The organism is Streptosporangium sp. G12, assembly GCF_052983175.1.
On sequence record NZ_JBRIQO010000046.1, the window covers coordinates 1 to 12,508 of the forward strand.

Sequence of the window (12,508 nt, forward strand, 5' to 3'; positions counted from 1 at the left end):
GCGACCGTGGCCGCGGCGGCGGTGCCGGTGGAGGTGTCGGCGGAGGCGGCGGGGGCCGCGGCGATGCCGGCCAGCAGGGAACCGGCCAGGGCCGCTCCGGCGAGAAGGGCGCGCGTGGTGCTCATCGTCATGCTCCTGTGCGGGTGGTGGAGGGGTTGTGCCGTTCGGACACCACGGACACTAGAAACAGTCGACGCTTCCTTCTGCGCAGGAATGCACACTCGCGGCCGAAGGTGCACTATTACGGATTTAAGACCTTCCGTAGTCGATGGTCCCGTGCAACCCCTCTGCGCGATGTGCCGGCAGGGCCCTGCGCCGCCCCCCGCCCTCGGAGGGGCCGCGACACCACCGGGTGCCGCATCACCCGGATCGAGGAACGGCGTGGGCCTGCCTTCCGCCTCGACAAGTCCCCGGAACCACCTGGCCGGGCCTAACCTGCGGGACGCCGTCCTGGGGATGGACCCGGAATTTCCGGCACACCCGAAGACCCGAACTCAGTACACCGTTTCAGTTTCCCCAGCCAAGGAGCCAGACCTGGCCGTCGGCGCCGTAGCGGTTCTTCTGCCACGGGTATATCCGGGCGGAGCACACGCCCGTGAAACGGTTGTAGGCCGCGCAGAAACGCCATCTGTCGGTGACGTCCCAGGCGCTCCAGCCGACCCCGTAGGCCTGGATGTTCTGGCAGCCCTCGTAGATGTAGGTGGGAAGGCTCGTGCTCCCGGTGCAGCCGGCCGAGGTGTACGTGACCTGGAAGCCGTCGCCGCACCAGGTGTGGTCGGCGCTTCCCTGGAGAGCGGGGTATCCGTATGTCGTCGTGAGATACCAGCAGCCCGTCGCGAGATCGGCGGAACCGGCGGTTCCCGTCCGCTTCGCGGGAGTAAGAAGATTGTTGGTGAATTTGTCCTGGGATGTGTCGATAATACGGGGAACCGTTTCCTTCTGGCGGGACATGTCGATGTATTCATCGAGCCCCTGTTCCCGGATCTCGGCTGCCGTCAGGGCGCGTACGGTGGGCCTGGGGGGCGGTGCCACCTCCCCGGGCTGAGGTGCGGGTTCCCACGACCGGGGGGTGACCTCCCAGGGCTGGGGCGCGGCTTCCGCGGGCTGGGGTGCGGGCGGGTTGTCCGGAATGCCCGGCGGCACGGGAGAGAAGGCCCCGAGGCTCAGGACGGCCGCCACCGCGAAGGCGCAGTTGACCGTGACTCGGGCGAATCGTCGCTTCAATGGCATACGGCATGCTCCTTTTATCAAAAAAGCGCGCCGTGGACGGAGTTCGTCGATATCTCCGTCGGCGGCGCGATCTTGATGGCGTGAAAAATATATACGCCCTCCTTTGAGAGGGGATCGAATTCCGTTTCCGGCAGGGTAAACGAAAATTTCCTCGCCCTGTCATCGGAAGGTGTTGAGCGTCTTCTCCGGTCCGCGAGGCCGGTCTGCGGGATGGTCTCCGGGACGGTTTCCAGGTGATCTAGTCTGTTCGCCGTCAACCGCACCTCCGTCCCGCGGCCCGCGCGCCACGGGCCGGAGAGCGTGCCGAGACCTCGCCCACACGACGGAGCGAACGGAACGAATGTGGACCTTCTAACGACTCTGACGCTCGTGATCGGTGTGCTGGTCCTGGTGACCGCGTTCACGGTGGCCGCGCGGCGCCTGCTCGACCTGCGGTTCGGGATCGTCCGCACGCTGCTGGCCGGAACGTTCGTGCTTCTGATCGCCGGGCCGCTCATGAAGGCGTTCGCGGGGACGGTGGCCCCGGACGATCCCGGTGTCACCCCGATCTGGTTCTTCATCCTCGCCGTGGTCAGCGCCCTGCTCGCCGGGATGGTACCCCTGGTGATCGCCGAGGCCCTGATACCGTCCGGATCGCTGCCGGGACCGCTGGAACTGGCGGGAAGGCTGCGCCGTCACCTGATCCGTTCGCGCCGCTACCTCCGGATCACGCGAATCCTCGTACGACACGGTCTCGGACCGTACCTGCGCGGCCGGGACCCCGACCTCGGCGCGCCCTCCAGCAGGGCCCGGCTGGCCAGGTCGCTGCGTGAGGCCCTCGACGACGGCGGGGTCACGTTCGTGAAACTGGGCCAGATCCTGTCCACCCGGAGCGACCTGCTGGCGGTGGAGTTCGTCGAGGAGCTGCGCCTGCTGCAGGACGGCGCGGCCTCGGCGCCGTGGACGGAGATCGAGCCGGTGCTCGTGGCCGAGCTGGGCGGGCCCGTGGAGGAGACGTTCGCCGATTTCGACCGCGAACCGCTCGCCGCCGCCTCGATCGCGCAGGTCTACCGCGCCAGGCTGCGGACGGGCGAGGAGGTGGTGGTCAAGGTCCAGCGCCCGGGAATCGCCACCGTGGTCGAGCAGGATCTCGACATCATCGACCGCCTCGCCCGCTCGCTCGAACGACGTACCCGCTGGGGGCGCGCGTTCGGCGTCGCCGCCCTGTCCAGAGGATTCGCCGACGCGCTGCGGGAGGAACTCGACTTCCGGATCGAGGCCGGGAACATGGCCGCCGTGGCGGCCGTCTCCGCGGGCGAGCCGGTGCACGTGCCGGTGCCGTACCCGAAGCAGTCCGGACGGCGGGTGCTCGTCATGGAATGGCTGGACGGCACCCCGCTGGGGTCCGCCGCGCCCGGCGGGCAGGCCGGGCAGGAACTCGCCAGGACCCTGCTCGACACGTTGCTGCGCCAGATCATGCTGCACGGGGTGTTCCACGCCGATCCGCACCCGGGCAACCTCATGCTCCTCGCCGACGGGCGCCTGGCGCTGCTCGACTTCGGCTCGGTGGGGCGGCTCGACGGCTCGCTGCGCGACTCGCTGGGGCGCCTGCTCGGCGCGATGGACCGGGGGGACCCGCTCGGGGTGAGCGACGCCCTGCTGGAGGTGGTGCCGCGGCCGGACGAGATCGACGAGCGCGAGCTGGAACGCGAGCTCGGCCGGTTCATGGCCCGGCACCTGCTCGCCGGTACCGCCCCGGACGCGCGGATGTTCGGCCGGCTCTTCCGGATCGTCTCCTCGCACGGCCTGTCCCTCCCGCCCGAGGTGGCCGCGGTGTTCCGGGCCCTGGCGACGATCGAGGGCACGCTCGCCCGGCTCGCCCCCGGGTTCGACATCGTCACCGAGGCACGCGCGTTCTCGCTCCGTCACCTCACCGAACGCCCCGACCACCGGCGGGTACGGGACGAGGTCACCCGGGAGGTGCTCGGCCTGCTTCCCATGGTGCGCCGCCTGCCCCGCCGGATCGAGCGGATCGCCGACGCGGCCGAGCACGGCCGCTTCAGCCTGAACGTGCGCCTCTTCTCCGACGAGCGCGACCGGCGGCACGTCACCGGGATGCTCCACCAGGTGCTGCTCACCGTGCTGGCGGCCACCACGGGTCTCATGGCCGCGCTGCTGCTCGGGGCCGACACCGGCCCGCGCGTCACCCCTGGGGTCGGGCTGCACCAGCTCGTCGGCTACAACCTCCTGCTCGTCAGCGCCATCCTGGGGTTGCGGGTACTGGTGGTCATCTTCCGAAGGAACGGGTGAACGACCTGCCGCTTCTCGCGATCGTTGGAACCGGTGGGGGAATCGGAGTAGGAAGGGACCTATGACCACCGAGCAGACGTTCGTCATCGTCGGAGCGGGCCTGGCGGGTGCCAAGGCGGCGGAGTCCCTGCGCGACGAGGGCTTCGAGGGCGGGATCACGCTGATCGGCGCCGAGACCGAGCCCCCCTACGAGAGACCTCCGCTCTCCAAGAGCTATCTGCTCGGCAAGGAGGAGAAGGCGAAGCTCTATGTCCACGACGAGGGCTGGTACGCCGGAAACTCCGTGGAGCGGCTGCTCGGGCGCCGCGCGACGGACCTCGACCGGGCCACGCGCCACGTGGAACTCGACGACGGGCGGCGCGTCCGGTACGACAAGCTGCTGCTCGTCCCCGGCTCCTCCCCGCGCCGCCTCGACGTACCCGGCGCCGACCTGGACGGCGTGCACTACCTGCGCAGCCTCGGCGACTCGGAGCGGCTGCGCGAGGCCGTCCGCGGCGGCGGCAGGAGGGTGGTCGTCGTCGGCGCGGGCTGGATCGGGCTGGAGACCGCCGCGGCCGCCAGGGAGTACGGCTGCGAGGTGACCGTCGTCGAGCCGAGGGCGGTGCCGCTGCACGCCGCGCTCGGCCCCGAGCTGGGTGCCTTCTTCGCCGACGTGCACCGGCGCCACGGCGTCGACGTACGGCTCGGCCGCGAGGTGACCGGGATCCTCGGCCCCGGGCACGTCCGCGCGGTCGCCACCCACGACGGCGAGGAGATCCCGGCCGACATCGTGATCGTCGGCGTCGGAGTGAGCCCCAACACCGAACTCGCCGAGCGGGCGGGCCTGGCCGTGGACAACGGGATCCTCGTCGACGAGTCCCTCCGCACCGCCGACCCCGACGTCTACGCCGCCGGTGACGTGGCCAACGCGTTCAACCCCCTGTACGGCACCCGCATCCGCGTCGAGCACTGGGCCAACGCCCTCAACGGGGGAGCGGCCGCGGCCAAGGCCATGCTCGGCCGGAAGGTGGTCTACGACAGGCCGCCGTACTTCTTCACCGACCAGTACGACGTCGGCATGGAGTTCTCCGGCTGGTTCGCGCCCGGGGGGTACGACTCCGTGGTCATCCGGGGAGACCTGGAGTCGGAGGCCTTCCACGCCTTCTGGCTCTCCGGCGGACGTGTCGTGGCGGGCATGCACGTCAACCAGTGGGACGAGGGCATCTCACCGGCGCAGGAGCTGATCCGCGGCGGCGCGACCGTCGCCCCGGACCGGCTCACCGACCTCTCCGTACCGCTGGCCGACCTCGCGAAGAGCTGACCCGCTCCCGCCGTCCCCTCGCTCTCGCCCCTCCGCGGGAAGCCGCTTCCTCCGCGGGAAGCCGGTCCCCTCCCGGCTTCCCGCTCTCACCCCTCCCATGAACCGGAGCGGCTACCACGCCCGTCCACGGGTAAAAAGCCCTTGGGGGAGGGTGGCGAGACGAAGGCGAGGAGACTGGCATGACCGACACGGCCCCCACCGGCAAGTTGACCATAGAGACACACGGCCGCCGGGAGGCGCTCGCGCTGGCCGGGACGATCTGCGATCTCTACGAGGCGGTGTTCTCGCTGCCCCCGTTCGACGGGAACGCCGCGGAGTTCGCCAACCAGCGCTCCTATTTCCCCCGGCTGGTCGACCGGCCGGGCTTCCGGCTGACCACCGCGCGGTCCGGGGCGGAGTTCGTCGGGTTCGGGTACGGACACCTGCTGCCGGCCGACACCCGCTGGTGGAGCTCGCTGGCCGACCCGGTCGGCGAGGAGTTCGCGGCCGAGACCGGGAGCAGGACGTTCGTCGTCGTCGACTACGGGGTGCTGCCCGACTGGCGAGGCGCCGGAATCGGGCACCGGATCCACGACGAGCTGCTGTCGGGATCCGGGGCCGAGCGGGCCACGCTCTCGGTGCAGCCCAAGGCCGCGCGGACCCGGGAGGTCTACCGGAGGTGGGGATGGCGGAAGGTGTCCGAAAAGCTGATGGACCCGCCGATCCCCGCCCCGGTCTTCGAGATCCTGGTGCTTGAGGAGATGCCCGGGGCGCGCTGATCGACCGCGGCGGGCCGCGAGGCCGTCAGGCGATGAGCTGGAAGGTGTGCAGCTTCTCGTCCAGGGCGGCGACCTGGCGGGTCCTCGCCCACGGATTCAGCGCCTCGCGGACCTCCACCACCGAGCGGGCCAGCCGCGGCGAGGTGTTCTTGCAGGTGAGGCGGGCGGCCTCGCCGATCTGCTCGCACGCCTCGTCGATGGCGCGCAGCCGCAGGTGCCCGCGCGCCAGATCCAGGCGGCTGAACGCCATGTTGCGGACGAACGCCGGATCGATCCGGGCCAGGGACCGCGCGGCCATCTCGACGGCGGTCTGGGCGTCGCCCATGTCCAGCAGGCACTTGGTCCTGGTCGACAGATACTGCCCGTCGCCGTAGAAGTAGAGAAGCTTGGCCCCCACGTCGCCCTCGCCCGCGTGGCCCAGCTCGCGGCGGGCCTGGTCGAGGCTGGTCATGCACCGGGCGTGGTCCTTGTGACGGTCGTTCTTGGCCGAGCGGCGCAACACCGCCGAGTAGGCGCGGGCCCCCACGTCGCACGCGTACGACACCAGCAGCTTGCTGTTGGCGCGATGCCCCCAGGCCAGCGCCCCCAGCGCGTGCTCGACGCCCTGGCGGGGGTCACCCCGCCAGGTCGCCAGCTGTGACCAGTTGGCCAGGACGAAGCTGTTCATCGCGTCGTCGTCGGCCTGGTGCGCGGCCACCTTGGCCTGCTCGTAGTAGTGGTTCGCCCCGTTGAAGTCGTTGAGGTTGAACAGCACCCAGGCGGTGAACCGGCAGATGTTGGCCAGCAGCGACAGCAACCGCTCGCGCACCTCGTCGTTCGACGCGGACGGGATGAGCGACCGCACCAGGTGGTGCTGGGCGAGCACGGTCCCCAGCACCGCCTGGGGGCCGAGGGTGTCCTCCTGCCGCATGCAGTGGTGCAGCACCGCGTCGATGTGGTCGACGGTGGCCTCGTCCACCCGGGACGGTTCTGCGGCGATCAGGGCGAGCCGGTCGAGCTCGTCGTCGTTGAGCCGGGCCAGCAGCGGAGAGGCCGCCGCCGCGGCGGCTGCGGCCCTGATCAGGGCCAGGACGTCGCGCCGTTTCATGGTCGCCGCCCACTGGGCGAGCGCCCGCACCAGGGCGTCGTACTCCTCGTCGCGCGAGGTTCCGAACGGCACGGGTCCCGTGGGCAGGGTGGGCAGGGCGGCCAGCACTCCCCGGATGTCCTCGGGGCCGAGACTGCCCGCCGCCCCGGCCGCCACCAGCGCACGCCCCCGGGACCGGACGGCCGGTGTGTTGTGCTCGTCGGCATCGCGGTGGTCTTCACCGTCGACCAGGTCGGCGGTGCGGCACTGGTAGATGCGGGCCAGCCGGTTGAGCCCGGCGATCGGCGGCTCGTTGCCGGTGGGGCCGGGCCACGCTTCCCACGACCCGAGTTTTCGGGTCGTCAGTGGCTCGTTCGGCCAGTACTCGTTCCATAGATGGCAGACCTTGGCTTGTGTCAGGCGATGCGCCTCACGGAAGCCCTGGCGGGAGTTCAGGCGCCAGCGTCGCTTGAACTCAGCGGCGACCTCGGCCCACGTGAAACCACGCTCGCGAAGCTCAGCGCTGAAGGCGTCCATCTGCTGCTTGACGCTGCGCGGTGCACGTGGCATCGGCTCGGCCCCTCCCGGCGGGTTCTCCGGCGGCGATTCTTCGGGCTGAACGTTACTGGCCGCTCACGTTCGGTGACGGTCGAGTGCAGAAACCGGCGATCAGATCACCGCTCTCTGCAATGCCGTCGCTCTGAGGCTCGATGTGACCTCTGAGAGTGACGAACAGACTCGGTGTCGTCGCCTGTTTCCAGCACGCTCCGTACAGCAGGGTTGAGACAACGCCGGAGCCGTCGGATTCGTGTGGTCTCAGCGCTCGGGCGGGGGCGTCCCCATTCTGCGCCGGGGACGCGCGACCGAACCTTCGTTGAACTTCCCTGGAGCCATCAATGACCGTGCTCCCCGTCGAACGGCCGGGACCGATGCACTCACCGTTTCACCCTGATCCGGACACCGCCGACCACCTGCCCCTGGACGCGAACGAGCTGTGGCTGGCGGCGCAGCCGGCCGCGGCCTCCCAGGCGCGCGACTTCACGCGCGCACGACTGCTGGCGTGGGGCCTGGAAGAACTGTCCGACCTCTGTGTCCTGGTCGTCTCCGAGATGACCACCAACGCCATCAAGGCCACCGCCACCCCGCCCGTCCCGTACGGCTACACCTGCCCGTCCGCCTCCGGCGGCCACCCGCACACCGTCGCCTGCCCGTCCGCCTGCGCTCGCGCGCGGACCGCCGACCCGGACCCGATCCTCCTGCGGCTCCGTCTCACCACCGCGGGCCTGTTCGCGGAGGTCTGGGACAGCTGCGACGGCTCGCCCGAGGTCACCGACGCCGGGGAGGACGACGAGAGCGGCCGGGGCCTGCGGCTCGTCGGCATGTGCACCGACGAGTGGGGCCACTACCGGTCACCGAACGGGGGAAAGGTCGTCTTCGGCCGCTGGGTCCTGCCGTCCGCCTGGCACATTCCGAACGTGCTGCCCCCGCGGCCGTACGCGTACTCCCGGGCTCACGCGACGCGAGGGTGATCCCTCACCCGCGCGGAGTGTACGCGGGGCACGCCGTCCGGTCCACGTCCGTGTCCGGCCACCGGCGGCGCAGCGCCTGTGCCGCCCTGCGGGCCCATCCGGCCAGGTGGGGCAGGGCGCGGTGGTTCTCGGCGGCCCACGCCGCGGCGTCCAGGGTGAAGACCAGCTGGAGCCGGCTGTTCTCGCCCGGCACCCGGGCGTCGAGCGTCGGGAACCGGGTGAGGCGGCGGGCGGCCCAGGTCAGGCACGCCGCGGCCAGGCCGAAGCCGAACAGGCGGTCGTCGTCCGCCTCCGGTACGCCCCGGGCCAGCGCGCGGCGGTAACCGGCCTCCAGGCCGGTCGCGACCGGGTCGGACACCGTCAGCCACGCCGGGCCCGGCACGTACAGGCACACGGCCGAGGTCAGGGTGTGCCGGTAGCCGGCGAACTCGAAGTCGATGAGCCGCCCGTCGCCGTCCGCCGTGAGGAAGTTGTTCGCCTCGGCGTCCCCGTTGGTCAACGCCAGGAAAGGGCCCGGATCGGCGAGTTCCGCCAGTACCCGCGCCAGTTCGGTCTCGGCCCGGCTCGGCAGCGCGACCCCGAACCCCGCGGCGTGCTCCACGGCCCGCCGCCACGCGTCGGTGTCCGAGCACGCGAGGTCGACAACCACGGCCGGTCGTCTCGCGAGGTAGAGCTCCGCGTGCCCGGCCGTGGCCGCGCCCAGCTCGCCCAGCGCCCGCGCGAAGGCCGCCAGTCCCGCCGGTGGGGGCACCGCGCCGTCGCGGCGCAGCACCCGGTCCAGCGGCGTGCGGGGAGCGAGGTCCTCCAGGACCAGGAGCGACGCCGCCATGTCGTCGGCCAGCACCCTGGGGGCGAGGTCGAGCCCGAGGTCCTCGGAGAGGAAGCGCAGCGCGGCCCGCTCGGTCACCACCTGTCTCGCGTCCGTGCGTGATCTGGACGGATGGACGCGCAGCCACTTCACGATCACCGACGCGGGCGGCCCCGGGTTCGGCCCGGCCGGGCGCGCGGATGGTTCGTGATCCGGCCCGGCCGGGTGCGTGGGCGGCCCGGCCTCCGGCCTGGCCGCGTACGCGGGCGTCTCGGCCTCCGGTCCGGCCAGGTGTGCGCGCAGGACCGCCCACGGGGCCAGGTGCTCCACGCGGTCCAGCACCACCGGCGCGCCGAACGCCTTCGTCAGCAGCGCCTCCAGGCCGGACCGATCGGGCAGCGGAAAGCTCGGCGCGGGAGGACCCGCGGGGGGCGTCGGCATCCTGGCAGGGTGCCAGCCGGGGGCGCGGCCTTCAACCGGTTTCCCGCCCCGGCCGGTTCGGGGTGCCGAGGCCGGCGTCGTGCCCTCGACGGGTTTCGTCTTTCACCGGCCGACGCCGACGTCTCAGGCTCCGAATTCGGCGGCCGGGATCGGGACGACCACGTGGATGGCCAGATTGTCGCCGGTGCCGGTGCCGGTGTCCGTCCCGATCCCCGTGTCGCCGTCATCACCGCGGAGGGTGTAGCGGTAGTACCCCTCCGCTCGCGTGACGCCCTCGGCATCGAGATACTCCCAGCGCACCTTGACGTCGACGAGCCGTTCGGTGATCCGGGTCGTCTCGCCGATCGTCGGGCGTATCTCGGTGAGCCCCTGGGCCCGGTAGCGTTCGGCGGCTCCGGCGAAGGCGTTCTTCACGTCGGACGCCTCTGCGACGGCCTGCGCGCTCTCGTCGCCGAGGATCAGGGAGGGATACCCGTAACAGGCGGCGATACCGTCGAGGTCTCCCGCGGTGAGAGCGTCGGCGTACCGGAAGAGGAAGGCTTTGATCTCCATGGCTCGACCCTAGGCTGGAGTGACCGACACGCCCGTGTCGGTCATGGCGAGAGGATTCCCCGATGCCGGCGGCGCGGAACCACTCCGCCGAGTCGATGGACCAGCATCTGGTCCTGCGCCGGGTGGAACGCCAGCACGCGCTCATCGAGGCACTACGGGCCCGTGCCCCGCGTGCCACCACGGGTCACCTGCTCGCCGAGCGGCTCGGCGTGGCCGTACGCACGATCGAACGTGACATCGCCCGGCTACGGGACGCCGGTGTGCCCATCACCGTGCGGTCCGGACCCGGCGGTGGCTACCGTCTTGACACGTCCTCCAGCCTCGCCCCGCTGTCCCTCACCCCCGGCGAGGCCGCCGCGCTGGTGGTCGCCCTGGCCGCCGTCGGCCCGTACGCCTCCGCCAGCGCCCGCTCCGCGATGGACAAACTCCTCGCGGCACTCCGCGCCGCCGAAACGCCCTAGGTGACGACGTGTTTTCCGAGCCGCCGACCCGTGGGTTTTCCCGGCCGGGCCGGACCAGGGTTTTCCCGTCCGGCGCACGATGGGCAGAATGCCGGGATGGATGCGATCCTGCGGGCCGCGAGCGAAGTGGTGGGCGTCGAGCTGTCCGATCCGGTGGACCTCGGAGGCAGTCCGCGTAGCGTCGTCCTGCGCTGCCGGACGGCTTCGGGCGGCAGTGTCGTCGTCAAGAAGTACGGCACCGACTCCGAGGGCCTGCGCGCCTTCACCGGGGAGGCGGCCGGGCTCTCGCTGGGGCTGGCCGGTCCCGGGCTGCTGGGTGTGGACGACTCGGTCCCGCTGCTGGTGATGGAGGACCTCGGGACGGCGCCGACCCTGGCGGACGTGCTGCTCGGCGACGATCCGCGGGCCGCCCTGGACGGCCTGTCGGCCTGGGCGCGCGGGCTCGGGCGGCTGTCCGCCGCGTCGGTGCACCGGCGCGCCGATCTGACCTCCCTGTCGGCCCGGTACGGCAGGGGCGTGCCGTCCTGGGACGAGGAGCCGTGGACCGTACGGTACGCGGCCGGGTTCCCCTCGGCGCTCGCCGGGATCGGGGTCGAGGCGCCGCCGGAGCTGGCGGGTGAGCTGGAGCGGATCGCGGCGACGGGAGCGGACGAGTATCTCGCCTTCACCCCCGGTGACACCTGCCCGGACAACAACCTGCTCACCCCGGGCGGCCTGCGGCTGCTCGACTTCGAGTCGGCCTGCTACCAGCCGGTCTTCATGACGGCCGCGTACTGCCGGATGCCCTTCGCCACCTGCTGGTGCGTCTTCACACTGCCCGCCGGCCTGGCGGAGAAGATCGAGGACACCTACCGCGCGGAGGTCGTCGAGGCGTACCCGGAGCTGGTCGAGGACGGGATCTGGCAGCCCGCGATCCGGCGGGCGGTCGCGCTCTGGACGGTGTATCTGACGACCGAGCTGATCCCGCGCATGGCGAAGGACGCGCCGACGCACAGGGTCCGGCGTCCGGTCCCGACGCTGTGGCAGTTGCTGAGACACCGCTGGGAGACGGCGAGCACCCTGGAGGAGTTCCCGGCCTTCGCGGAGACGATGCGGCTGCTGCTCCGGGACGTGGCCGGCGGCTGGGACGTTCCTCCGCTGCCGGGCTATCCCGCGTTCGGCGTTTGAGGACCCGGCGGGGACCGTTCGGCGTTTGAGGGCCTCGTGGGGACCGGAGCAGAGGGAACGGCAGGACACGGCAGGACACGGCCGGTCGCGGTCGTATCGGCTCGCCCCGGCCGTCCGCGGACCTGAGGCGCCAAACCAGTCGTATCGCAAATATCAGAGATTTGCGTTATCTCAGTTATATGGGTAATGTCGGCGATATGGACTATGAGGCCGAGCTTGCCTACGCCGACGAGGTCGGCCGCCATTTCGCGCGGCAGAACGGCCTGCCTCCGATGACCGGCCGGGTGGCCGGATGGCTTCTCATCTGCGACCCGCCGCAGCAGACCATCGCCGAGCTCGGCGAGGCGCTGCGGGCCAGCCGCACCGCCGTCAGCGGCGCGGTCTCCATGCTCGAGGAGTGGTCCTGGATCCAGCGCTCACGCGCCGCCGGTGAACGCGTGGACCGCGTCAGTATCCACCCCGCGATCTGGCTGAGGATGGTCGACAAACCCTCGGAGTACGTCTCGCTCGGCGCGCTCGCGCACCGGGGCCTCAAGGTGCTGGACGAGGCGCCCCCGGCCCGCCGGGCGCGTCTCCTCGAGGGGGCCGCCTTCGCCGAGTTCCTCGTCGAGCGGATGCCGGCGCTCGCGGCCGAGTGGCGCGAGCGCCGCGACGCCCTGCGCGCCTCCGGCGCACTGCCCGACGACGCCGGAACGAGCCGGCCCTAGCCCGACGTCACCGGACCGCCCACGAGGGCGGTCCCCCTCAGCCCGAAACGACCCGAAGCCACGAGGCCGTCCCGTGAGGACGTTCCTCCCCTTCGGCGAAGCCGCCAGGCCCGCTCCCGAGGGTGGGTCCTCCCTTCGTCGAGATCCGTCAAGCCGTCCCCGAGGGCGGCTCCCCCCTTCCGGCCGGTGCTTCGACGGCA

General features: G+C 71.5%; 12 protein-coding genes. 7 read left to right on the forward strand and 5 right to left on the reverse strand.

Annotation, left to right across the window (positions count from 1 at the left end; all coding sequences use genetic code 11):
• Positions 1-507: 507 nt before the first annotated feature.
• Complete coding sequence (locus ACVCAG_RS42915; RefSeq protein WP_440089150.1) at positions 508-1,230, reverse strand: hypothetical protein; 723 nt, start codon at positions 1,228-1,230, stop codon at positions 508-510.
• 17 nt (positions 1,231-1,247) lie between these two features.
• Positions 1,248-1,487 carry a hypothetical protein gene (locus tag ACVCAG_RS42920; protein ID WP_440089149.1) on the reverse strand — a complete coding sequence of 80 codons (240 nt, stop codon included), beginning with the start codon at positions 1,485-1,487 and terminating at the stop codon, positions 1,248-1,250.
• A 112-nt stretch (positions 1,488-1,599) separates the two neighbouring features.
• On the opposite strand from ACVCAG_RS42920, the gene ACVCAG_RS42925 reads away from it, so the two are divergent.
• The 3 genes from ACVCAG_RS42925 to ACVCAG_RS42935 all read left to right on the forward strand — a co-directional run bounded on the left by ACVCAG_RS42925 (position 1,600) and on the right by ACVCAG_RS42935 (position 5,577).
• A complete protein-coding gene (locus tag ACVCAG_RS42925) occupies positions 1,600-3,519 on the forward strand; it encodes an AarF/UbiB family protein (RefSeq protein ID WP_440089148.1) in 1,920 nt (639 codons plus the stop codon).
• A gap of 61 nt (positions 3,520-3,580) precedes the next feature.
• Positions 3,581-4,819: an FAD-dependent oxidoreductase gene (locus ACVCAG_RS42930; RefSeq protein ID WP_440089147.1), complete on the forward strand. Its 1,239-nt coding sequence runs from the start codon at positions 3,581-3,583 to the stop codon at positions 4,817-4,819.
• Between the two features lie 179 nt (positions 4,820-4,998).
• On the forward strand, positions 4,999-5,577 hold the full coding sequence (locus ACVCAG_RS42935) for a GNAT family N-acetyltransferase (RefSeq protein ID WP_440089146.1): 579 nt from the start codon (positions 4,999-5,001) through the stop codon (positions 5,575-5,577).
• Positions 5,578-5,602: 25 nt separating this feature from the next.
• Here ACVCAG_RS42935 and ACVCAG_RS42940 read toward each other — a convergent pair whose 3' ends face one another.
• The gene (locus ACVCAG_RS42940; RefSeq protein ID WP_440089144.1) at positions 5,603-7,213 is read right to left on the reverse strand and encodes a hypothetical protein; all 1,611 of its coding nucleotides are present in this window, start codon (positions 7,211-7,213) and stop codon (positions 5,603-5,605) included.
• Between the two features lie 326 nt (positions 7,214-7,539).
• Between ACVCAG_RS42940 and ACVCAG_RS42945 the strand changes: the two genes are divergently transcribed.
• Entirely contained in the window at positions 7,540-8,172 is a 633-nt protein-coding gene (locus tag ACVCAG_RS42945) for an ATP-binding protein (protein ID WP_440089143.1), read from the forward strand.
• Positions 8,173-8,176: 4 nt separating this feature from the next.
• Here the strand turns inward: ACVCAG_RS42945 and ACVCAG_RS42950 are convergent, their stop codons facing one another.
• Both ACVCAG_RS42950 and ACVCAG_RS42955 read right to left on the reverse strand, forming a co-directional pair.
• A complete protein-coding gene (locus tag ACVCAG_RS42950; RefSeq protein WP_440089141.1) occupies positions 8,177-9,421 on the reverse strand; it encodes a hypothetical protein in 1,245 nt (414 codons plus the stop codon).
• 123 nt (positions 9,422-9,544) lie between these two features.
• Complete coding sequence (locus ACVCAG_RS42955; RefSeq protein WP_440089139.1) at positions 9,545-9,973, reverse strand: hypothetical protein; 429 nt, start codon at positions 9,971-9,973, stop codon at positions 9,545-9,547.
• A 62-nt stretch (positions 9,974-10,035) separates the two neighbouring features.
• Between ACVCAG_RS42955 and ACVCAG_RS42960 the strand changes: the two genes are divergently transcribed.
• The 3 genes from ACVCAG_RS42960 to ACVCAG_RS42970 all read left to right on the forward strand — a co-directional run bounded on the left by ACVCAG_RS42960 (position 10,036) and on the right by ACVCAG_RS42970 (position 12,308).
• The gene (locus ACVCAG_RS42960; protein ID WP_362847128.1) at positions 10,036-10,434 is read left to right on the forward strand and encodes a helix-turn-helix transcriptional regulator; all 399 of its coding nucleotides are present in this window, start codon (positions 10,036-10,038) and stop codon (positions 10,432-10,434) included.
• Between the two features lie 96 nt (positions 10,435-10,530).
• Positions 10,531-11,601: a hypothetical protein gene (locus ACVCAG_RS42965; RefSeq protein WP_440089138.1), complete on the forward strand. Its 1,071-nt coding sequence runs from the start codon at positions 10,531-10,533 to the stop codon at positions 11,599-11,601.
• Between the two features lie 197 nt (positions 11,602-11,798).
• A complete protein-coding gene (locus ACVCAG_RS42970; protein ID WP_440089136.1) occupies positions 11,799-12,308 on the forward strand; it encodes a GbsR/MarR family transcriptional regulator in 510 nt (169 codons plus the stop codon).
• Positions 12,309-12,508: the final 200 nt, after the last annotated feature.